Raw genomic sequence first — 25,408 nt, 5'->3', positions numbered from 1 at the left:
GTTTGAAAATAGAGTTTTGTTGATTTTATTTTAAGTTCTGTAAGAACTAAGTATTTTTAATTAAACCAAAGCATTAATAATTATACTCTCCAGTTTTTTCTCTAAAAATTTTATTCTAAGCTTGTGTTGCTAATGTCTTGTCAGACAGTTGGTATTCTATGCGTTTTTACCATAGTTCTTACAGGACTAAGGTTTTTTGATAATGCTTAATGTGGATTATGGTTATAAAAGCATGCATAATCCATATATCGCAAGAATACATTAGAAATATAAATATAGTGTGAAATAGAATTATGTATAACCTTATAAAAACAGAATGCGTATGGAGAATTGACCTACTAAAAAAAGAACCGGAGAAAGGCCTAATTTTCTCCGATTCGTATTTGAATTAAAATCAATTAGTTATTAACTAATAAATTCTTTACAAAAGTATGAAAAATAAAGAGAAAAGAAGAACAGTAGATATGTTCATTTACTGTTTGAGAAGTTTTTTTACCACATTTAAAGTTTTTAGTATATGTTTTTTGTTTAACCTGATGTTCCCTTCGTTAATCTTTGCCGATACGAATAATGAAAGCTCTGGTTATCAGCCGGAAAATATGGGACAAAATACTATGGTCTCTCAAAAACGTCTCGTAACAGGAGTTGTCTTGGATTTAGACGGAGAACCTGTTGTCGGAGCTAATGTATTTGAAAAAGGAGAAAAATCTAATGGTACTATCACTGATGTAAATGGCAAATTCTCCTTGAATGTTTCTGATAATGCAACCTTAGTTGTCTCTTTTGTCGGTTTTAAAAACCAGGAGATAGCAGTGAAAGGAAAGGATAAAATCGATATCCGGTTGGCAAATGATTCGGAATTGCTGGATGAAGTGGTGGTAGTCGGCTATATGACACAGAAGAAAGGTTTGGTGACAGGTGCCGTATCAAGTATGAAGGTAGATGAAACAGTGAAAGCATTGCCTACAACTTCTGCTGGTAATATTTTGGTAGGTAAATTGGCTGGAGTGAATGTGAGTACGCCAAGTGCTCTTCCCGGTGCAGCTCCAAGTATCAGTATCCGTACCGGTTCTTCTTGGTACAGAGATTCGAATAAAAATCCACAGCCTGTAACTTATGTTATTGATGGAGTTGTTCGTGGTTCAGGGGATTTTAATAATTTGAGTCCGAATGAAATTGAGGATATTTCAGTATTAAAGGATGCTGCATCTGCAGCTATTTATGGTTCCCGTTCCGCAGGTGGTGTTATAATTGTTACGACCAAAAAGGGAAACAGGGGAAAACCTACATTTAATTATTCGTATGGATTCAGTGTGGATACTCGTACAAAGAATTCTGATTTGACAAGTGCGGTAGAAGCCGGTGAATTATATAGTCGTATCAATGGTTCTGCCGACCCCGCCGGTTGGGCTTGGGGACAAGATGAACTTGATTATTTCCGGAATAATATTAATGGAGGCTGGGGGTATGACCAATTGGAAACCGTATGGCGAAATCCAACTACACAGACACATAATTTGAGTGTGAACGGTGGTAGTGATAAAGTTCGTTATTTTGGTGCAGCTTCTTATGTGAAACAGGAAGGTTTTTTGCAACCGTTGACTTATGATAAGTATAATATCCGTATAAATGTGACGGCCGACATAACTAAAGATCTGGAAGTTTTTGCCGGTATCGCTCTTTATAACAACTTTACAGGAAATGCCGTTTTTGAAGATGCTGGTGCCAATTTCGGTAAACTAAGAGTCTGGCAGCCGGATCAGCCGGTTTATACGGATGGCGGACAATACATAGATTATGGTTGGATTGCTAATATGGGGGCGGCTGTAGATGGTAAAGGTGGTTATAATAAAACAACAATGTTGAAACCGCAAGCTATATTCAGTGCTACTTATAAAGCTCCGTTCCTGAAAGGGCTGAGTGCAAAACTTTCTTATAGCAGAAGTTGGAACAATGAAGTTAATAAGAAATTTTATACGAACTATGATGTTGCTCAGATGAAGAAGAGTGGTACGAATAATCGTATCTTTTCTACAAAAGATGAAGACATTATCAGTTTAAGGCGTGTAAACTGGGTTGGCAAAGATTATATTGAACGCAAATCTGGCTGGAGCGATGATAAACAATTGAATTTTCAATTGAGTTATGAGAATGTGTTCAATAATGTTCATCGTGTTGCCGGTACATTTGTGACGGAGTGGTATGAAGGAAAAGGTTCTGATGTAACCGGTGGACGTGAAACTTTTCCTGTTTACTTAACAGACCAGTTCTGGGCAGCTAGTAGTGCCCGTGCCGATACGTGGGGTAATGGGGCAACCGACTGGGTTAGTGGTCGTATGTCTTATATTGGTCAGTTTAGTTATTCGTATGCAGATAAATACTTGGCAAGTTTTTCTTTCCGTGAAGATGGTTCTATGAACTTTGCTCCGAACCAGCGATGGGGGCTCTTCCCGGCAGGTTCATTAGGATGGGTTATTTCTGAGGAAAACTTCTTCAACAAATCGGCTGTTCAATTTTTGAAACTGCGTGCTTCTGTCGGTTTGACCGGTGATGACTCTGTCGGTGGGTGGCAATGGCAGGAATCTTATAAAGCGGATGGTAAAAATGCCTATTTCGGAGAAACGGTTGCTCGTTCCGTAGGTATTACTTACGGTAGTGTAGTGAACCCGAATATCACTTGGGAAAAATCAATGAACTACAATATAGGTGTAGATATGAACTTTTTGAATCATTGGAGATTGTCTGCAGACTATTGGTATCGTAACACGTATGATATTTTGGATACTCGTGTGGTATCTTTGCCTAATACATTCAGTTTGAGTATGCCGGCTGAAAATTACGGAGAAATGAAAGCACAAGGTTTTGATCTCCAATTAGGCTATAATGGTCAAAGCGGTGATTTTTCTTATTTCGGAAATTTGACTATGTCGTATGGTTGGAATGAGATCACGAAAAAAGACTTTGCAGAGAATGCGCAATGGATTGATGTAGCCCAAGGCAAATCTTCCAGTTATATAAAAGGATGGGAGTTCGACAAAATCATTCGTACTCAGGAAGAATTGGATGCATTTAATAGAGAACATCCGAATTATAAACACAATGGTTTGTCTCCGGCTCTGGGTATGATGGTCTTTAAAGATCTGAACGGTCCGGACGGTGAGCCTGACGGTATTATCAATGATTGGGACAGAGTTATGCTCCGTTCTAAAAACTTCCCGGTTGTGTACGGTCTGAATTTGGGCGGCAGTTGGAAAGGTTTGAGTTTGGATATGATGTTTTCCGGTAAACTGGGAGAAAAGAAGTGGATGAAAGATTTGGCAGGAGGTGTAGAATGGAACCGTATGTGGAACCAATGGTATTATGATAGTTGGACACCGGAAACGCCGAATGCGACTTTGCCTAAACGAGTAAGTGCTAACAATTCGAAAACGTATGAAACAGATTGTGAGTTTTGGTTGAAAGATGCCAGTTTTATGCGTCTGAAATATTTAACGGTAAGTTATGATCTGCCGAAGGGACAATTCTATAATAAAGTATTTGATAACGTGCGCTTCTTTGTGACAGGAACAAATTTATTTGTATTGAGCAACTTTAATAAGAATTATTATGATCCGGAAATTGGAAATGGTAATGCTTTTCCGGTTTCGCGTTCATGGAACTTTGGTGTTGATGTGAAATTTTAACTATTTAAGCAATGTAAAGCATGAAAACTAGAAATATTATTTACAGTTTATTCCTTGCTGCTTTATGCAGTTGTAGCTTGGATTATGAAAATACAGGTGTGATAAATCCAGACAATGTTTGGCAAGATAAAGCAATGATCAATTCTTTCTTGTCGGATATTTATGGCAGAACAATGCCTGGTTGGCCGGTTTCTGCCAACAATACGGATGAAGGTATGAATGGCCCTGCTTCTATGGGTGAGGTTGCGAGGGGAATCATAACCATTGATAATTACGCAACGAAATGGGATTATGGCAATATTGACCGTATCAACTTTTTCCTGGATCAGATGGAGATTGTAACAGTCTTGACAGAAGCAGAAAGGAAGCAGATGAAAGGGCAGGCTCTCTTCTGGAGAGCGCGTGATTACTGGGGAAAAGTCTTTGCTACAGGCGGTGTTCCTTTGATTTTAAAATTCCAAAATGTGACGGATCTTCCTTCTTTGTTTGTATCACGTAATACGACAACCGAGTGTGTGGAACAAATTCTAAAAGACTTGGATGAAGCGATTGAATCTTTGCCTGATAAATGGGAAGGTGCTGATTACGGACGTATCGATAAAGGTGCTGCTATGGCACTTAAGGGACGTATTCTGTTACAATATGCCAGCCCTTTGTTTAACCCGGATAATGACCAGTCCCGCTGGGAAGCTGCTTACAAAGCCAATAAGGATGCGGTTGATTTTCTCCAGAGTGTAGGCAAGGGATTATACCAAGGTAAGTTTGAAGATATCTGGTATGATGAAGGTAAGAATAATAGTGAAGTGGTAATGGTAACCCAATTTATCTATCCGGATAATAAATTTGATCAAAAGGGCATTCGTCCTCAGCCGCTGACCAAAGATGGTGCCAATGATAATCAAGCAATTCTGTCACTTTTGTTGGCATTTCCGAAAGCTGATGGTACAAAGTTAGAACTGGATGTGAATAGATTGGCTACGGATGATGCTTATAACGAGCAATTTATGACAGACTTTTATACTAATCGTGATCCGCGTTTTCATGCCACTATATTTTGTCCGGGAACAGAATATCCTTGTAGTGACAAGTTGCCTGGCGAGATGAAATATTGGAATACTTGGAAAAAAGTGGAAGATCCGTCTTCTCCTACCGGTGAAAGATATGCTTCGACTGCAGAAGATGAAATGGGTGTAACTATTGGTGGTAATTCTTCTGGTTATTTCCAGAGGAAGGGGTTGGATAAAGATTTGACTTCCGGAACAGTATATGATGCGGATGTCGACTGGATCGAAATCCGTTTTGCTGAAGTCTTGATGAATTATGGTGAATGTGCTAACGAATTAGGTAAAAGTGGTGAAGCTTTGCAGGTATTGTATGACATTCGTAAACGTGCCGGCATTGAGAATAAAGATGGCAAATATGGTATTACAGCTACTTCACAAAGTGATATTCGTGAAGCATATATCACGGAACGTTTGATTGAATTTGCCTATGAAGGTAAACGTGATGCAGATTTGCGTCGTTGGAAACGTTATGATATTTTGAATAAGATGAAATATCGTTCAAGCTTATATGCTGTCATCAAAGATAAGAACCAAATTGCAGATTTTGACTGGACGAAAGATATGTTTGATCCGGAAGTTCGTAAAATGTTCCGCTTTGAATATGTCGAATGTGTGGATCAGGATAAACAATATGCGTTCAACATGGATTTATCCCATTGGTTCCATTCGGTTGCCAAGGAAACAATTGACCGTAATGTAAACATTGAACAGAACAATGAATGGGGAGGACCTTTTGATCCGTTAAAATAATTTGTTGGGATTGACCTTTTTATCTTAAGGCTGTGTCAAAATTCACTATCCTGTCATCCCGGACTTGATCCGGGATCGCATCCTGGGCTGATAATCAATGTTTAGGATGAGGTGGCGGATCAAGTCTGCCATGACAAAACAGGATTTTGACACAGTTCCTTTTTATACATTCTTATAGCATAAAAGCAATAATAATCCACTGAATAAGCATCTTTTGGCTATTGGATGAAGTTTTTGTTGTCTTTACTTTTGTCCGATCGACAGGAAACGGTTACCTCATACTGATGCTTTTTCAAAGTTTAAATATTAACGACTAATACAATGAAAATATTAAAATTGTCTGTGGCTTTCTTAAGCCTGCTTTTTCTACCTTCCGGTCAGCTGTATGCACAAGCCGACAATTACGAAAAACATAAGAACGACGATGTCTCTCAAATCTCGAATCGAGAGATGACGTTTTATCTGGTATTCAAAAGTCATTTTGATATCGGTTATTCGGCATTGGCACGTGATGTTGTGCATGAATACCGTACTTCCATGATCGATAAAGCCATGGATGTGATGGATAAAAATGCGGATAAAATGAAAGATATGCAGTTTGCGTGGACCGTTCCCGGATGGCCTTTGGAACAAATGCTTTGGGATCGGCAGACTCCGGAGCGTAGGTTGCGGATAGAACGTGCTTTAAAAAACGGAAACCTGGTGACGCATGCACTTCCTTATACAACACATACGGGAACGCTTGAACTCGAAGATCTTGTGCGTGGTCTGGGCTATTCTTCTTCGTTGGCTCGTACATACGGTTTACCACTTCCGACCGACGGGAAAATGACGGATGTTCCGGGGCATACCTGGGTTTTACCGACCATTTTACACCATGCCGGAATCAAGTTCTTTCATTTCGGTTCCAATCCGACCAACCGTGTGGTGAAGGTTCCGACTTTGTTTTGGTGGGAAGGTCCAGACGGTTCAAGGGTGTTGACCATGTTTTCGGAAGGATATGGCGGAGGAATGTTCCCTCCTGAAGGATGGAAGCTGAAATCATGGCTTACATTCGTGCATGCCGGCGATAATGCCGGACCTCCAACGGCAGAAGAGGTGGAAAAGGTAATTACCCATATAAAAGAGAAATATCCCAATGCTAAAATACGCATCGGTAAAATGTCTGATTTTGCAGAGGCTGTTTTTGCTGAGAATCCCGAGTTGCCGGTGGTACGTGGAGATATGTCCGATAGTTGGGTACATGGCGTAATGTCTAATCCGCAGGCAACCCGGACTGCAAGAAGAGTACGTCCCCTGATGCCTTTGCTGGAAACTTTGCATACACAGGAAAAGGAATGGGGAATCATGCCTTACGAAATTGATGAAGACTTGGCTTATATATATGATAAAAGCCTGATGTACGGCGAACATACCTGGGGACTTGCCAACCAGCATTTTGTTCCCGGCTTAACCGGCAAAGACTGGTATAAGATGTATGTTACCGGTTTGGACCCTGCGTATGCCCGGATGAAAGAGTCATGGAAAGAACATATCGGGTATATTGAAGATGCTGAGCAGGCTTTGCGGCCGGAACTGGAGAATGAACTTGCTACGTTGGCTGAAAATGTTGCCAGGGAAGGTTTCCGTTTCGTTGTATACAATCCGCTTCCATGGGAACGTGGAGGGATGGTGAATTTTGTATTACCGTCACAAGGTTCTATCAAAGAGGCTTATGTGAAAGAAGTGGGGACCGGTCGTATCTATGACCTGAAAGTGTATGGTGCCGATTCAAAACGCCTGGGTACTTTCTTCGCCGAAGGTATACCGGCAAATGGCTATAAGACATATATCCTGACAGATGAGTCACCTGCCCAAGTCGAAAACTCATTAAAAGGTGAAGAACAGGCTAATTATATAGAGAACAAATGGTACAAAGTCTCATTTGACAAAAAGAAAGGATGCATCAGGAGTATCTGGGATAAAACAAACAAGCGGGAATTAGTGGATGACCAGTCTGAAAATGGTTTTGGCTCTTATGTGTATGAAAGATACGACAAAGAGCAATCATACCGCTATCTGAAAGAATATATATATGACAAATACAAAAATTCTCATTATCAGATAACAGGTAAAAGTACCTATTTGGATGAACGGACAAAAGGCATACATGAATCTCCCTGGAATATGGAATTTCATGTGGAGAACCATAAGTCATCCATCCGTGGTGTGTTAACTCCTTCTGCATCAGTCGGAGAAGAAAAACATACGGCTGGCCTGACCGTGACGCTTTACGAGAATATGCCTTGTATAGATGTGAAACTTTCCGTAATCAATAAGCCGGCAACGGAAGAACCTGAAGCTGGATGGATTGCATTGCCGTTTAAAACAAAATCTCCGGAATATCGGGTTGGACGTATCGGTTCGGTTATCGATCCGGCCAAAGATTTGATAGAAGGCAGCCAGTTTAATTATATCTGGTCCAATTCGGGAATAATGATAAAAGATAAGGAGTATTCCGTTGGTGTTTGCCCGATAGATGCACCTGCATTTGTTTTGGGCGATTTGGATTTTATGCATTATGCCGATACTTATGAAAATCCCCGGTCGCATGTGTACTTCAACTTGTTTAATAATCGTTGGAATACAAACTTTGCTTCTTTTTGGAATGGCAACCTGACTTCGGAAGTCCGTTTATGGGTGAACCCGAAGAATGCAGATGATGAGTCCGGTTTAATAACTCCCGCATGGGAAACCCGTCTGCCTTTGCAGGTCGGAATCGCCACCTGTCCTGCCGGTAAATTGCCGGTAATGAACGAAGGCGTGAAAATATCCCGTAAAGGAGTACTGTTAACGGCTTATGGCAATAATCCTGACGGTGGCGGCAAATTATTGCGTGTATGGGAACAAAGCGGTGAAAGTGGTCTCTGTGAAATCTCTTTGCCGGTAAAGAGAGATGGAGTGGCACAACCTGTGAATTTGAGAGGCGTTCCCAATGGAAATCCAGTCAAGATACAAAATGGTGTATTTAAAATAGAATTGGGCAAGTTTGAACCTGCCAGTTATTTGATCTATTAATTAAACTACCGTATCGGGAGAAATGGGATATTTTCAAGTGTGACATCAGTAAGCAATAATAATCCACTGATTTAGCAGTTATTTGCTATTTTTTAATAGAGATAGCAACTTTTATATTTGCGTTGTTAAATCTGTACATAAAGTATATACCAATGAAAATAAAGAGAACAACATTAACAGTAGCATTAGCCGTCCTATGTTTTTTCGCAGAAGCGAAGGTCAAACCTGTCGTACATTATAATTTCGGTAAATCGGGAAATGTGACCTATGCGGTGGCTCCCGATAAATTAAAACCCATAGCCGGAACGGGAGAACTAGCGGCTATGGGCCGTCCTGTTTTCTATGCCGATGCTCCCGGTAACAAAAAAATGAAGGGAGAAGGAGGTCTTTTATTCAATGGTGACGGGGATGGTTACAGATTGGCGAATCCATTTGGAACACCGGCGGAGAATCAAATGCTGGAAGTGTGGGTGAAGCCGCGTCATAATAGGCAAAGAGAGCAGAAGATGCATTCGTCTCAGGTTGTAGTAGCTAATGGTAACGGAAAAGAAGGATATGTAATTGTCCGAAAAGGAGATAAATGGCAATTAATCTCCGGAAGTTCCGGTATTGTGACTATCGGCGAGGTTGCCGAAGATGTATGGACCCATCTGGCAATGGTAGTGGACGGCGAGAAAGGTTCCGTATGGCTGAACGGAAAGAAGACCGGTATCTTTAATCCTACCAAGGCGATTGCTTCCAACTTCTCGATTGCTGTATCTGAAGAAGGAAAGGAGGCATTCTATGGTGAAATATATGAGGTCAGATATAGTACGTTTACCGCAGGGAAGTTTGATCCTGATTCTGATTTTTTATTGGATTACAAGAAGATAAAGGAACAAAGCAAACAGCGTCTGGCTGAGCGACAATCCCTGGTTCGCCAACTGGAACAAGAGGGGGCGGGTAAGGAAATCGTATCGGAATTGCCGAATCTCCGCCAACAAAAAGATTGGTTGATTGAACCCGTAGAAAGCCAATGCCGTATGTACGTGCAGAAGTCGGACGATGGAGTGACTTCGATGTTTCAACTGAACAACGGACTGATTTCCCGTACTTTTTATGTCAGCGAGAATCTGGCTTGTGTGGGGTATAAAAATCATTCCAACGAAGCGGAGTATCTTCGGGCCGTAAAACCCGAAGCCCGTGTATGTATCGACAGTGTATGGTATGAAGTCGGAGGGCTGAAAGAACAGCCGGAGTTATCCTATTTACTGGATAGCTGGTATCCGCAACTGGAAGCATCCGACCTGGCATTTACATTGGAAAAGGTGGAAACAGGAATGCCGCTGGAACGTTACCCATGGATCCGGAAGTTTAATGCTGTTTCTACCGATTGGCCCGCCAAAGGGTTGCGTATGGAAATGACATTTGTCCCGACAGGGAACATGCCCGCCGTAAAGGATGTAAAAGTGAAAGTCATTTATGAGATTTATCAGGGTTTGCCGGTTATGGCAAAATGGATTGAAGTTTTCAATGAAAATGATACGAATATAGTGCTGAATGATATGGAATGCGAGGTATTGGCTGTTAATCAGGACCAGGTAAAACGCATCCATGTCGAAAGCGATTTCTCTTTTGCACTGGTGAATGCCGATATAGAAGGCAGTGCACTGATGCATTATGCCGGAACTCCCAAAATCTACCATGTCGGCAGTTCTACGACCAGATGGACGGTGGATAAGGAGTATAATACCTGGGCCAGCCACAATCAGGCAGAGGATAAGTTTTTAGGATTTCCTCATCATAATCTGTTGATAAGTACACTGCCGATGGGCCCCAATACCCGGATAGGCAAGGATAGCCCGTTCAAATCTTATATCACTTTCGAGTTGTTGCAGGATAGCGACGATCGTGAAAGGCAATCGTTGGGACATCGCCGGATGTATAAGAAACTGGCTCCCCAGACAACCGAATCGTTGATTGCGGGAGGTATTACCTCTCACGATGAGGAGAAACTGAAGTCTTTCATCGACCAGATGTCGGAATTGGGACTTGAACAGCTGGATATTCAGGCGTGGCCGGGTGTCAGCCATGATAATCTGGATTCTGCTTATGTGCAATTATGGCGTAGAGTCGCTTCTTATGCCAAAGAACGGGGTATTGTCATGGGTGGTTATGAGTTGCAGGTCGCTTCCCGCGGACGAGGAAAAGAGGTGGATTGCATCCATCCGGAGACGGGAAAACCGGGTAGTCTTTTCGGACAAAGTGTTTGTATTGCCAGCCAGTGGAAAGATACCTATTATCCGAAGATGTGGGAGTTCTTCGATAAGACGGGTTTTATGACTTACAATATGGATGGCCCGTATCATGGCGATCCTTGTGCTTCAACCGTCCACCCGCATCATACCGGCCTGGAGGATTCACAGTGGCAACAGTGGAAAACGCAGGTGGAAGTGATCCATGAATTACAGCGCAGAGGCATGTATATACCTATTCCCGACTGGTATTTCCTGAACGGACAATGTTCGACAGGAATGGGATATCGTGAAGCGAGTGCTAACCTGACTCCGCAACAGCAGTTATTATTAGGACGTCAGTATATCTATGACGGAACCTGGCATAAGATACCGCCTATGGGGTGGATGACCTTGCAGTTAGTCGGTTTCTATACGAATGATCCGCGCGTCGGTCTGGAACCGTTATGCGAAAATCTGGACCGTTATGAGCAACAATTGATTCAGTTTCTGGGAAGTGGTTGCCATCTGACTATCCGTGGAAATCGTTTATACGATACCCCGGAGACAAAACAGTTGGTATCTAAATGGATTAACTGGTTCAAAGAGTACCGTGATATTCTTACGTCGGATATTATCCATGTCAGCCGACCGACCGGACGCGACTTGGATTGCATGATGCATGTAAATCCGTTTATCAAACACAAAGGGATGGTTATCGTCTTTAATCCGACCGACCGCGATATAACGAAAGAAATGCGTCTTCCGTTGTATTATACCGGATTGAAAGGAAAAGCTACGGTCATAACGTCCGATGGTAATAAACAACGTTTTTCATTGGATCAAAATGGAGAGTTAATTCTTCCGGTTTCTATTAAGGCACAGGGTACCTCCTGGTTTTTAATAGAGGAATAATAAATCTTATATGAATTATCATGAGAAGGCTAGTCTTTTTTTTAGGAAGTTTACTTTGTCATACTTTGTTAGTGGCACAGATACCCTATCAGCAAAGAGTCATTAAACCGGAGCCACGTCCGTGGGGCCCTTATCTGTGGCCTCATGAAACGCCAGAGACTCCTCCTGTCAGTCAATCCTCTGATTTGGCGGCAGCAGAATTTATGGGGCGGTCCGTAAGTTATACGGCAGCGGATACCTGGTATCCTTCATGGGCTTCGAACGATACGTTGTATTCGCCTTTTACAGATGGTACGTGGGGAATATGGAAGCTGGTCTTTTCTGCGACAGGGCCGAAGGCTATGACCGGTCAGGCTAAAATCGTAGGGAATGACCCGTTAAATTTGAAAGTGATCCCATTGGGAGCCACGACCGGTTCGGCGGCTCCTTATGGCGGACGCTATCCGTGTGGCAGTTTGGTACACAATGGCGTTTGGTATTATGGAACTTATTGCCTGGATGGATACCCTAGCGGATATAACTGGGGTACTTTAGGCCCGTTTGTCGGTTTCCGGATCTCTAAAGATTACGGACTGACATGGGAAGATACTCCTCATACCCCTCTATCTCCTTTATTCGGTGAAACGGCTAAAGACAGTGGTTGTGTGAAAATAGGCGCTCCTCATTTTGTCGATTTTGGAAAGAATATGGAACATTCGCCGGATGGTAAAGCTTATTTGGTGGCACACGGGTCGGTTGCCGAAGATCCGCAGCCTCGTCCTGCAAATAATAGTTGGATTAGCGGTGATCAGATTTATCTGCTTCGGGTAACTCCTACAATCGAGAATATAAATGATCGGTCTAAATATGAGTATTTTGCGGGGTATAACCGTAATGGTAAAGCTGTCTGGAGCAAGGACTTTAAAAAGATTAAACCTGTTTTTGAATGGAATAATCATTGCGGATGCGTTACAATGACTTATTTCCCTCATTTGAAAAAATATATCATGTGCATAACAGACGGCTGGCCTACCATAAAGTATATGAATACTTATTTTTTGGAGTCAGACCATGTTGAGGGACCCTGGAAGATGGTTACTTATATGAAGAATTTTGGTGAACAGGCTTATTTTGTCAATATCCCGTCCAAATTTATCGACAAGGACAAAAACTCTTTCTGGCTTTGTTATTCAGGTAATTTTGCAGCATTTCAGGAATTAAAGATAAATCCTCCCGGCGGTCGCTATGCGATGGTTTTGCAAGAGATGCGTTTCCTGGATAAGAAACAGTTGGCTGCTTATCCTTTTGCAGAGAATAAAAAGAAACTGGACATTGAAAAAGCAGAATGGGATAAACGAAACCCATTGACTTCGAAAGAAAATTTAGCACTTCAGGCTAAGGTATCGGTTTCTTCTTTAGCGGAAGGTTATAGTGAAAAAGGTGTGAACGACGGGATTGTAGACGGATTCCCCGGACATCCGGAAAACGAATGGGCTTCTAACCAAACTGTAAATTCCTGGGTACGTTTAACGTGGGATAAAAAAGTAACAGTAGGGAAAATATGGTTGTTTGACAGGCCTTACCAATACGAGCAGATATTGTCTTGCGGTCTGAAAATGAGCGACGGTACGATAATCGAATTGGGAGCTTTGTCGAATGTCGAAGGTGAGGGGTTGGAAATTACATTTGAACCTAAAGAGGTGGAATGGATTGAGTTTGTCGTGCTCGGTGTCGGTAATTCAACGAATAGCGGTTTGTCTGAATTTGCTGTATTTAATAAATGAGTATTATGACCTGCTGTCAGATCGTTCTTTTGTTAATTAGAGTTATAAAAGAGGACACTCTTTTCTTATCTATTAGGAAATAATATATATTTGAACCGGTTAAATAAATCGTATATTCATGAAAGCATCTATAAAAGATATCGCATTGGCTTTGAATCTTTCTAAAGCTACAGTTTCTTGGATCTTGTCGGGGCAAGGAGAAACAAAGGGGTTTAGTCAGGCGACTATCAAGCGTGTGAAAGAATATGCGGATTCGGTCAATTACCGTCCTAATTTGTTGGCTCGTAGTTTGTCGTTGGGTACTTCCAATACGATCGGGTTGATTATCCCGTTTATCGGGGATACTTTTTATGCTCAGTTGGTACAAGCCATTGAACAGGAGGCTGTCCGTAATAAATATGTATTGATAGTCTGTAGTTCGGAGGGAGATGGGGAGAAAGAGTTTGAACTGATTAAAATACTTCGATCCAAGCAGGTGGACGGAATTATTATTGCACCAACCAAGATATCAAGAAAAGGTATAAATCTGTTGATGAAAGATTCGTTGCCGTTCGTATTGATTGATCGTTATTATCCGAACCTGCCTGTAAACTATGTGATTGTAAACAATAGCCAGTGTTGCTATGACCTGGTATCTCACTTGATTAAAAAAGGATCCCGGAAGATTGCTTTGCTAACGACCGATGTACATTTGTATGTGATGAAACAGCGTATAGAAGGGTATCGGAAAGCTATAACGGATGCTGGGTTTCAAGCAGAAATAGCATTGGAAGTTTTTGTGGACCGGCAAAGTTATATGACGGATATAATTGATAAACTGGATTGCCTTTTTGAAGAGGTACAGGATGTAGACGGATTTTTCTTTTCTACGCATTATCTGGCTTTGGAAGCCATACGCTATTTCGTAAATCATAAAATTGATTATCAGAGTCGCTTTCATATGGGATGTTTTCATGAAACGATTGCATTGAACATCTTGGCTCCCGATATGAGCATTACGTTAATGCCTATTCAAGAAATGGGAATACAGGCTGTTCAAATCCTTTTGGAGAATATCGGAAATAATGATTTTACCCCAAAAGGAGTAGTTGTCGATAATCTGTTTATACCATAATATAATTTTCTCTTTCTTTTGAACCGGTTAAATAAAACGAATGGCTATAGTAAGAAAGGTGTGAATGGCGGAATTGTAGTTGGATTCTAATAAATGAACATTATGAGAAATATTTTTATCACAGTAGCATTACTTTATTTTTTTTCGAATACTCTGTTTGCCGGGAATAATCCGTTTCCGGAAGAAAGTATTGACTGTAAAGTATCCCGGCATTATAAATATCGGGAGGATAAACTTGCAGGGCGCGAAGTCTTTGTGACCTATAACGGAATAAGGCCGTTGAAAAATGCCTGTATTGAAATCGTGGCAGGAAATAAAAAGGAACAGACACGGTTGGCTGCCGGTACATGTGATTCTATCCCGGTTTTATTGCCGCCTGATATTGGCGTGTCGAAAGACGATACAATACAGGTAAATCTGGTTTTAGGTAAAAAGATTCTTCTCTCAAAGCAACTGGTTGTACCTTATGCACGACAATGGACTGTCTATATTTATCCCCATTCACATGTTGACATTGGTTATACGAATACTCAGGCCAATGTGGAACTTATCCATAAACGTAATCTGGAATATGCCATCGAATTGGCGGAAAAGACAAAAGATTATCCGGATGGAGCACGTTTTGTATGGAATCCGGAAGTAACGTGGCCTGTTGAAAGATATCTGAAAACTGAGCCAAAAGATAAATGTGACAAATTGCTCCGGGCTATAAAGAACGGACAGATAGCTATTGATGCCGGTTATGTCAGTACCAATACAAGTTCGGCCAATGATGAGGAATTATTCGAATTGTTTAATTACGGAAAGAAGTTGGAGAAACTGACCGGTAAGAAAGTGGAGACAATGGTCCAGGTGGATATTCCCGGTGTTTCCTGGGGCATAGTACCGGTAGCAGCGCAGTTGGAAATCCCTTATTGTATGGCACTTTTCAATGGAACGGACCGGGTAGGACTTGCTCCGGAGATCAGCTTTAAACCTTTTTGGTGGGAAGGACCGGATGGAAAATCGAGAGTCCTGTTCCTTCAACCGGGTGCCTATACTCCCGGAGCTCACAACAAAGGTTATATGTTTTGGCCGAAGATGGCCGGACAGACCGATCCGGACAAACTGCTGCGGATAGTCAAGACCGACAATCCGAGGGCTAATTTTATCGATCCGTATCTCGACCAGATGTTGCCTAAACTGGAAAAGGCTGATTACTATCCGTATGATATATTTCCCATGACATGGTGTATGGCCGATAATACGCCGATTGATTTTGATTTGCCGGAGGCTGTTAAAAGTTGGAATGAGGAGTTTGCGTATCCTCGTTTAAAGATTTGTACAGCAACGGAGATAATGAGTGCCTTCGACCATAAATACGGTGATCAGCTTCCCGTCTTGAAAGGTGACTTTACGGAATACTGGACTGACGGACTGGGGTCGCAGGCAGCATTTACCGGCCGTCACCGGGAGGTAAAAGAGAATTTGGTACAGACGGAAACGCTCTGGAGTATGTTGAAACCGGACCAACCGGCTCCGCGTGCAGCCTTTGAAGAGGCATGGCGGAACATTATATTGGGAACTGAACATACCTGGGCTTATATGAATCCATCCCAGCAACCGATATGCGATATCATACTGAATGTCAAGTTAGACTATTTCCGCAATTCGGATAAGATGCAGAAAGAATTATTTGCCCGAACCATAGCTGGTATTACCGAAGAGTCGGAAACTATCAGTTTGTTTAATACTTCTTCATGGAAACGCAGTGAAGTGGTTCGGTTACCTCTGGATATAAGCAAGAATTACACTTCTGTAATAGATGCAGAGACCGGTAAGACTGTCCTGAGCCAACGTCTTTCCACAGGTGAACTGGCCTTTTGGGCTGAAAATGTCAAGGCGCTAGGTACAAAGAAGTACAGGTTGTCAACAAAACCAGCCGGGAAACAAACTGTTCCGGCTATAAAGGATTATATTTTGGATAACGGTATTGTACAAGTAAAAATAAGTCCTGAAACGGGAGATGTCGTCAGTCTGGTTTATGAAGGAGAAGAATTTGTCGATGGTAAATCCATGTGTGCTCTGAACAGTTACCGTTATTTGCATGGAAACGATGAAGGAAGCCGGGCAACGAGAGCCTACGATGTAGGGATTCGTGTCAAAGAAAACGGCCCGCTTATCAATTCTTTACTTGTAGAATCGAAAGCGGAAGGATGTAACAGATTGACTCGTGAGGTCTCGGTCATAGCCGGTCAGTCGTATGTATCTTTTCATAACATACTTGACAAGATTGCGACGACCGATAAAGAAGGAGTCCATTTCGGTTTTGCTTTCGATCTCGAGCAACCGGTGATTCATGCAGATTTACCTTGGGGAATCATGGAAATAGAAAAGGATCAGCTGGCAGTCGGAAACAGGAATTGGTTGGCTTTCCAGCGTTGGTTGAATCTGTCGGACAAGGAGAAGAATGTAACTTGGTGTGCACTCAATGCCTGTACTTTTGAAGTCGGAGAGATGAGTGCCAATATACTGGGAGGTGCATTCAGGTCACCTGAATGGATACGTAAAATAAAACCTTCTGCAACAATCTATTCATGGGCTTTAAACAATCATTGGCATACGAATTTTGCCTTGTCGCAGGAGGGAACGATTCGGTTTGACTATCGTGTTCAACCGGCAAAAGGTGCTTATAATGCAGCCGAAGCGAACCGATTCGGAATGGAACAGATTCGGCCTATGATTGCGGTGCCGGTGGAACAACAATATGAATATTCACCGAATATGAAATTAACAGGAGACGAATCCGTGGTTGTTTCTATGATAAAAACAATCGATGAGGGGCAGTCTCAGATCGTACGTTTGCGTTCTGTATCCGATAAAGAACAGGAAGTTTCTTTAACTTGGAATACTAAAATTCCCCGGCGGATATCTCTATGTAAATCAGGAGAAGAACCGGATAAGGAACAGGTTACGGATGGAAAAATCGTAGTTCCGGCGATGGGATTTACTACGGTTAGACTGGAATGGTAGAATATGTAATATAGATTAATTCCATGAAAACACAAGAAAATAAGAGTAAGGTATATCAACTGATACCTGTTTTGTTTGCCTTTTTTGTTATGGGCTTTGTGGACGTAGTAGGCATTTCCACAAGCTATGTGAAAAACGACTTTACTTTAAGCGATACGCTGGCAAACCTGTTACCGATGATGGTTTTTCTGTGGTTTGCCGTTTGTTCGTTACCGACCGGATTACTGATGGGGCGTATCGGACGGAAGAAAACGGTACTTCTCAGTTCGTTGGTGACATGTGTGGCCATGCTTATTCCATTAATATATTATTCTTTTCCGACGGTCTTGCTGGCTTTTGCTTTGCTGGGTATAGGAAATACGATTTTGCAGGTATCGTTGAATCCGTTGTTGCTGGATGTTGTTTCGAAAGAGAAAGTGACCAGTATGCTGACGTTGGGGCAATTTATTAAAGCAATCTCTTCCACCTTGGGACCGGTTATCGCCGGTGTGGCTGCCGGGGTCTGGGGAAATTGGCATTTGATATTTCCTATCTATGCCTTTATCACATTACTTTCATGGCTCTGGTTGGTATTTACTCCTATTCGTGAAGTGGAAGGAGAGGTGACAAAACAGAAGGGGCGTGATGTGCTGGCGTTATTCAAAAAGGGCCGGTTGATGATTGCTTTTTCTGTGATTTTATTGATTGTAGGCTTTGAAATCAGTCTGATGACGGCTGTACCTAAATATTTTTTGGAGAGATGTGAACTGCCGATCGAGCAGGGAGGGCTAGGATGTAGTTTGTATTTCTCGGCCCGTACGTTAGGAACGTTTTTAGGAGCGATCATTTTAGCCCGTTACTCGTCCCGGCGTTTTCTGATAGGAAATATGGTGGCAGCGGTACTCGTCTTCCTGTTGTTTATGGCTACAACCAGTATGACGGTTCTGCTGGTAGCCCTTTTTCTTATCGGGCTCTTTTGTGCCAATGTTTTCCCCATTATATTTTCCTCGGCTATTCAGTCTGATCCCTCTAAAGCCAATGAGATATCAGCCTTGATGATAATGGGAGTAGCCGGAGGTGCTATTCTTCCGATGGTTATGGGGATTCTGGCCGATGCAACCAATCAGTGGATCAGCTTGTTCGTACCGCTTTTGGCCCTGATCTATATCATGTTGGTTTCTGTAAAAATGAAATATTAATATATAATGATTGAACGATTATGAAAGAAATGACATCTTTACAGCGTTGTATGGCTGTTCTGAATGGGGAAGTACCTGATATGCTTCCTGTGATACCTCAAAGTTTTATGTATGCTGTCGAAACAGCCGGGTTGAAAATCAGCGATGTGAATAAGGACGGACGAAAGATGGCCCAGGCGCATATTTTGTCTCAGGAAAAATATGGATACGATGGGTGTGTGATCGATTTCGATGATGCGTCGATTGCAGAAGCGATCGGAGCCAAGGTCATATTCAGGGAAGATGAGCCGGCTACGGTCGATGAAGAACAACCCGTATTGAAGGATTTGCGTGATATTTATGAGTTACCTCTGCCGGATCCGCAGAAATCGGGACGTTTATGTGAATGGCTGGAAGCTACCCGTACTCTGGTCGATGCTATCGGCGATCATGTTTTTATTATGGGACGTGCCGACCAGGGACCTTTCAGTATTGCTTGCCTGCTGAGGGGTACGACTCAGTTTATGATGGATTTGTTGTCGGAAGATCCTCAAGTAATAGCGGATGTGATCGAGTATTGCCGTCAGGCAAGTGTCCTTTTTGCTAAAGCGCAGAAAGATGCCGGAGCCCACGCTACGTCTATCGGTGATGCTCTGGCCGGTCCGAATTTGATCTCACCGGATATGTATCGCCAGTTTGCTTTGGAACCGGAAAAGAAAATGACGGAAGAAGTCCAGGCCTACGGAATACCTCTTTCCCTGCATATTTGCGGTAATACAAATGCTATTATCGGGGATATGGGAACAACGGGGGCACGGATTCTGGAAGTCGATTGGAAACTCGACATGGAAGAAGCGCGAAGACTGGTTCCGATGGACACGATCCTGATGGGAAATGTAGATCCCAGTTTCCCGCTGGTACACGGTACGCCGGCCGAAGTGGATGCGGCAGTGAAAAAACTGGTGGAAGCAACCCGTGGCAGAAGCCATATCATCAGTTCGGGTTGTGCCATGGGGCGGAATACTCCTCCGGAGAATTTCAAGGCCTTTATTGCTGCTGCCCGTAAATACGGTTCTTATGAGGAGATTATGCGTTTACAGAATCAATAGGGGAAGAGATGATAGAAACATATTATCACGATAAGGAAGGATATAATCCGTTTCTTATCAGGGAAGGATGGCAGGTTGCCCAATTGAATCATGTGGCAAAACACGGTTTGGCAGATATCGACCAGATCGAAGTTCACCGGGCTACGGATGAAGTCTTTATTCTGTTTAAAGGGGAGGCTGTATTGATAGCGGCAAAACCTGACGATAAAGATGTTCATTTTGAATGTGTAAAAATGAAGCCGGGAGTCACTTATAATATCCCGGCAGGAACCTGGCACAATATCGCTATGGATCCGGAGGTTGAAATCATTATTGTTGAAAAATCGGATACCCATAAACAGGATTGTGCCTATTTGGATTTGACTCCTTTGCAAAGGAATCGTTTGTATGCAATAATTGAAGACGTATTAAAGTAACCACGATGAAAAAAGGAATTGTACTCACTGTTTTATGTGTCTTGTCGTCCTTATCTGTTAAGGCGCAAGTACTGAACGATACTTATTCATGTGACAATGAATCATATGGACTTTTGAAGAATTTGTCGGATTCGCCGTTAAGCCGGGGGAATATCTATGTGTTCACCACGACGCATCAGGACCTGGCGTGGCTGAACCATCTCGATGCCTGTATAGCAGACCGGGATACGCTTTGGCTTACTCCGTTTCTGAAACGTCTGGCCGATGATCCCAATTTCAGGATGGATATAGAGCAAACATCTATTCTGAAAGAATATATTCATCGTCATCCGGAGACACAGCCCTTGTTTGCTAAATATATGAAGGAAGGACGTATCTGTGTGGGAGGTACTTTTATTCAGCCTTATGAAGAAATGTATTCGGGAGAATCATTGGCCCGGCAGTTTTACCTTGGAAGTCGTTGGTTGAAAAAGAATTTTGACGGTTATGCTCCGTTGTCCTATTTTAATGTAGATGTACCGGGGCGCACATTACAAATGCCGCAGATAATGAAGAAGGCTGGCATCGACAACCTGATTATCAGTCGTCACGAAAGAGGGTTGTTCTACTGGCAATCACCCGACGGTTCGAAAGTCAGGACATATACGCCGGGACATTATATCTATTTTTACAATGTATTGGGAAAAGAAGATACAGCGGCTATTAAAGAAATCGGTAAGGAATCCATCTTATGGTATACTAAATATAACGATGTGAAAAAGGTGCCGACCGTGATGCCGGCCATGCTCAACTATGAGCTTTCATGGAGTAAGAAGCCGGTTGAAAATTGTCCTGTATTGATGGATAAATGGAATCGGATTCGTTATATAAGAAATGAAGAAACCGGTAAAAAGACAAAAGTATCTTTGCCTTCATTTAAATATGCAACGGCGGACGATTTCTTCAAGACGTTGGATCATTCTACCTCTGCGTTGCCGGTTGTTCAGGGAGAGCGTCCGAATGTCTGGTTATATATTCATGGGCCTTCGCATGAGAAAGCGTTGACTGCCAGCCGTGCCGGTGATGTCTTATTGCCCGATGCAGAGAAAATGTCATCTTATTCGGCGATGGTTCGCGGTTCGTTTGAACGGTATCCGTCCCGGGAATTGGAGGAAGCCTGGGAGGCTAAAATCTATCCGGATCATGGATGGGGTGGCAACGGAGGAATCATGACGGACAATACTTTTCTCCGAAAATATGAATTCGCTTTGTCACGGGCTGAACAGATCGTAGACCAGCAAGCTTTTTACCTGGCCTCTTCTGTGAAGACTTCTAATGAAAAAGGGAATCCGATCGTTGTCTTTAATAATTTGTCTTTCGGCAGAACTGCTCCCGTGCAGGTCGATGTTGCTTTTCAGCCGGGATATGCCCAGCATTTGCAGCTGAAGGATAGCCACGGGAAAAATATAGCATCTCAATTGTCAGATGTTTGCTATTATGGCGATGGTTCCATCGAGAAGGCCCGTCTTTCCTTTACTGCCGCTGATATGCCCTCAATGGGATTGAAAACCTATTATCTGAATCCGGCGGGAATGGAAAAACTGACGGAAGCACGGAAAACGACCTTGGTGGAGAATTCCTATTATTCAATCGAGCTGGTAGATGGCGGTATCCGGCAGATTTACGACAAAGCAACCGGATGTCCTTTATTGAATACGGAGAAATTTTTAGGTGGTGAAGTGATAACCATGCATTCTTATGGCAACGGAGCCGGTGAGTTCGATGCCGTACAACAGCCGGATATGGAAGGATTCGATAAGACATCCAACCATGCCGTTGCCTGGGAACTGGTAGAGAATGGTCCGGTTTTTACCTCTTACAAGATGCGTACCCCGATCCGTAATGCCGTGATTGAACAGACCTTACGGGTTTATCATCAGGTTAAGAAGATTGATATGGATGTCGATCTGTTGAACTGGGAGGGTGTCATGTTTCGTGAATATCGTTTGATGTGGCCTGTCGCTTTCAAACAATCGGCCGTTTCTTACGAAGTACCTTTCGGTGCGTTGACTGTCGGAAAAGACGAGTTACCGGGAGCTGCCGGCGAACGCTATTATGTGGAAAACAGCAAACAGCATCCGCGTGGTATCGGCAACTGGTTAAGTGTTACGGGAGAAAACTGTGCGCTAACTTTATCTTCTTCCGTGGCTGTTGCCGATTACATCGATCCGACTAACGATCCGGTCGACTATCCGGTTTTGCAACCGATCTTATTGGCTTCCCGAAGAAGTTGCCATGATAAGGGAAATGATTTTTTCCAACCGGGAGACCATTCTTATCATTTCTCGTTAACTTCGCATCCGGCAGGCGATAAGGCCAGGGAAGAATTCGGAGTTTCAGCCAATACCCCTCTGGTCGCCGTTTACAATCCGGAGCGTTTCCAAAAGGCTTCTTTGCCTGAAGAATATTCTTTCGTATCCGTAAACAATCCGAATGTGAAAATTACGGCATTGAAAAAATGTGAGGATGACAATAGCCTGATTATTCGTATGTATAACAGTTCGGGCAACGAAGAAAAAGTCGGTTTACAAATGGCTGTACAACCCAAGGCTGTAATCCATACAAATTTGATTGAAGAAGAGTTGGAACCGGTTCAAGAGATTGTTTTAGGAAAATATGCAATAGAAACTTATAAGGTGAAATTCTGATTGATGAAATAGCAGTCATACAGTTTGCTTTACAGATTCTATCAATGTAGTAGTAGTCGAACCTTAAAAATGTAAAAAAAGACTGTTGTATATAAATCTTACCGGAGTGGTAGGTGTATTTATTATATAATGGTAAATTTTACATCGGTAGGTTGTTAGTCGATAAAGGTAATTTGTAAAATGGCGATTAAAGTAATAATCAGGTTTGATATGAATCTATACAAGTGTGTTTTTATATGTATTAGTTTTTTTGTGTTGTTTGGGTTTTCCCAGGCATTATCAGCTGTACCTTCTTCCCGGAAGGTACAGACTGATTGTTTAAAGTTGTGGTACACAAAACCGGCTACAGACTGGATGACTGAAGCCTTGCCGATAGGGAACGGTCGTATAGGCGCAATGATTTTCGGAGGAATTGAACAAGACACAATACAGTTTAACGATAAAACATTGTGGACGGGAAGTACGGTATCGAGGGGGGCATTCCAGAATTTCGGAAATATACGGATTGACTTCGGAACACAGGGACCGGTCACTTCCTATCAGAGGTCTCTGGATATAGAAGAGGCAATCGCTTCGGTCGGTTATCAACAGGAGGGAGTATCTTATAAAAGAGAATATCTGTCCAGCTTTCCGGATGATGTGATCGTTATCCGTTTATCGGCAGATAAGAAAGGGAAAACCAACTTCTCTTTATCATTAGAGGGTACCCATCCGGATGAAATCAAGGTTGTAGAAGGACGGGAGATCAGCCTATCAGGCAAACTTACTTTATTATCCTATGCTGCCCGTTTGCATGTACAAAACGAAGGAGGTTCGCTGACTGTACAAAACGGAAAGCTCCAGGTTGAAAACGCTGATGCTGCAACAATCGTGTTGGGGATGGGAACAAATTTCTCAGCGACCAATTCCTCTTATATCATGAAGGGAGATTCGTGGAAGAAAGCCGTAGACGCTACGGTTTCCAGGGCATCGGGAAAGAGTTACAAAGAAATAAGAAAAGCGCATGTCGCTGACTATCAAGAATTGTTCGGCCGGGTTCAGTTAAAGTTAGGGGAAAAGAAGTCCAATGTGCCGACCGATGAGTTGTTTGCCGATTATATGAAAGGTACATACCATCCTGTTGCCGATGTCTTATTTTTTCAATACGGGCGTTATCTGATGATTGCTTCATCACGTGACGGATTGGATGTACCGTCAAACCTGCAAGGGCTATGGAATAATAGTAATACACCGCCTTGGGAAGGAGACATCCATTCGAATATCAATGTGCAGATGAATTACTGGCCGGCGGAGGTCACCAACCTGGCAGAGTGCCATTTGCCTTTTATCAATTATGTCTATAACGAATCGCAGACGAATGAATCGTGGAAAAAGATGGCACGCGAACAGAATTGTAAAGGCTGGACAATGCGTACGCAGAATAATATTTTCGGTTATTCCGACTGGAATTGGAACCGTCCGGCAAATGCTTGGTATTGCATGCATATCTGGGAAAAGTATTTATACGATCCGCGTAAAGATTATTTGGAGAACATGGCATATCCTGTCATGAAATCGGCCTGTGAGTTTTGGATGGACAGGCTGGTGCTCGATAAACAGGACTGTTGGGTTGCTCCCGATGAATGGTCGCCGGAGCACGGACCTTGGGAAGATGGAGTGGCTTATGCACAGCAATTGATAGCCGATCTGTTTGAGAACACGATTGAAGCTGGTAAGCTGATCGGCACGGACAATGTTTTCATAAAGGAATTGGAAGAAAAATATAACCGCCTGGATAAAGGGCTCGCTATCGGTAGCTGGGGGCAATTGAAAGAATGGAAATATACAGAAGATGATCCGCAGGATACGCACCGCCACTTATCCCATTTGATCGCTTTGTATCCGGGGGATGCCGTTTCTCCATTGACGATGCCGGAGTATGCGAAAGCCATCGAGAAGAGTCTGGATGCCCGTGCCGATGTAGGAATGGGATGGAGTCTGACCTGGAAGATCGCATTAAGAGCCAGGTTGTTTGACGGGGAACGGGCGCACTCGCTGTTGAAAAAGGCGATGGTGCTGGCGGATGGTTCGCTGGGTAGATTTGGTGTTTATCCGAATTTATTGAATGCCTTGCCTTATCAGATAGATGGCAATTTCGGCGCGACAGCCGGAGTGGCGGAGATGCTGATTCAGAGCCACCGGAATGAACTCCATCTGTTGCCGGCCGTTCCTTCCGTATGGGCGGATGGCGAAGTGCGCGGTTTACGGGGCAGGGGAGGCTTTGAAGTAGACATGGTTTGGCGGGATAAGAAGCTGGCTTCCGCACAAGTTAAGGCTTCGGGAGATCGCGAGTGCACGCTTCGTACCGATGTCCCTTTGAAAGTTGTAAATGCCGGATACAGTTGTGAGAAAGACGGGCACGGGTATTATCTGACCACCTTTCATACAAAGAAAAACAAAACATATAAAATCATATCTGACAGATAATA

Annotated in this window: 12 protein-coding genes; all 12 read left to right on the top strand. The window is 42.8% G+C overall.

What is annotated here, in order from left to right; translation table 11 throughout:
* The first annotated feature begins 599 nt into the window (after positions 1-599).
* The 12 genes from NBH15_RS10015 (at position 600) to NBH15_RS09960 (ending at position 25,406) form a co-directional block, all read left to right on the top strand.
* Positions 600-3,683, top strand: a complete 3,084-nt coding sequence (locus NBH15_RS10015) for a SusC/RagA family TonB-linked outer membrane protein (protein ID WP_244050781.1) — start codon at positions 600-602, stop codon at positions 3,681-3,683.
* 20 nt (positions 3,684-3,703) lie between these two features.
* Positions 3,704-5,497: a RagB/SusD family nutrient uptake outer membrane protein gene (locus NBH15_RS10010; RefSeq protein WP_128133089.1), complete on the top strand. Its 1,794-nt coding sequence runs from the start codon at positions 3,704-3,706 to the stop codon at positions 5,495-5,497.
* 321 nt (positions 5,498-5,818) lie between these two features.
* On the top strand, positions 5,819-8,554 hold the full coding sequence (locus tag NBH15_RS10005) for a glycoside hydrolase family 38 N-terminal domain-containing protein (protein ID WP_128133088.1): 2,736 nt from the start codon (positions 5,819-5,821) through the stop codon (positions 8,552-8,554).
* 152 nt (positions 8,555-8,706) lie between these two features.
* Positions 8,707-11,682: a LamG-like jellyroll fold domain-containing protein gene (locus tag NBH15_RS10000; RefSeq protein WP_128133087.1), complete on the top strand. Its 2,976-nt coding sequence runs from the start codon at positions 8,707-8,709 to the stop codon at positions 11,680-11,682.
* 20 nt (positions 11,683-11,702) lie between these two features.
* Positions 11,703-13,445, top strand: a complete 1,743-nt coding sequence (locus NBH15_RS09995) for a DUF7402 domain-containing protein (protein WP_147349090.1) — start codon at positions 11,703-11,705, stop codon at positions 13,443-13,445.
* Between the two features lie 118 nt (positions 13,446-13,563).
* Positions 13,564-14,559 (top strand): LacI family DNA-binding transcriptional regulator, encoded by a 996-nt coding sequence (locus tag NBH15_RS09990; RefSeq protein ID WP_244050782.1) that lies wholly within the window; start codon positions 13,564-13,566, stop codon positions 14,557-14,559.
* A 102-nt stretch (positions 14,560-14,661) separates the two neighbouring features.
* A complete protein-coding gene (locus NBH15_RS09985) occupies positions 14,662-17,571 on the top strand; it encodes a glycoside hydrolase family 38 N-terminal domain-containing protein (protein ID WP_244050783.1) in 2,910 nt (969 codons plus the stop codon).
* Positions 17,572-17,594: 23 nt separating this feature from the next.
* Positions 17,595-18,749 carry an MFS transporter gene (locus NBH15_RS09980; RefSeq protein WP_128133082.1) on the top strand — a complete coding sequence of 385 codons (1,155 nt, stop codon included), beginning with the start codon at positions 17,595-17,597 and terminating at the stop codon, positions 18,747-18,749.
* A 20-nt stretch (positions 18,750-18,769) separates the two neighbouring features.
* Positions 18,770-19,837: a uroporphyrinogen decarboxylase family protein gene (locus tag NBH15_RS09975; protein ID WP_128133081.1), complete on the top strand. Its 1,068-nt coding sequence runs from the start codon at positions 18,770-18,772 to the stop codon at positions 19,835-19,837.
* 8 nt (positions 19,838-19,845) lie between these two features.
* Entirely contained in the window at positions 19,846-20,253 is a 408-nt protein-coding gene (locus NBH15_RS09970) for a cupin domain-containing protein (protein WP_028729562.1), read from the top strand.
* A 5-nt stretch (positions 20,254-20,258) separates the two neighbouring features.
* Positions 20,259-22,940: a glycoside hydrolase family 38 N-terminal domain-containing protein gene (locus NBH15_RS09965; RefSeq protein WP_244050784.1), complete on the top strand. Its 2,682-nt coding sequence runs from the start codon at positions 20,259-20,261 to the stop codon at positions 22,938-22,940.
* A 324-nt stretch (positions 22,941-23,264) separates the two neighbouring features.
* Positions 23,265-25,406 carry a glycoside hydrolase family 95 protein gene (locus tag NBH15_RS09960; protein ID WP_233566752.1) on the top strand — a complete coding sequence of 714 codons (2,142 nt, stop codon included), beginning with the start codon at positions 23,265-23,267 and terminating at the stop codon, positions 25,404-25,406.
* Positions 25,407-25,408: the final 2 nt, after the last annotated feature.

Source organism: Parabacteroides caeci (genome assembly GCF_023656795.1).
Lineage (GTDB): Bacteria > Bacteroidota > Bacteroidia > Bacteroidales > Tannerellaceae > Parabacteroides > Parabacteroides segnis.
This window is presented reverse-complemented; position numbering and strand designations above follow the sequence as displayed.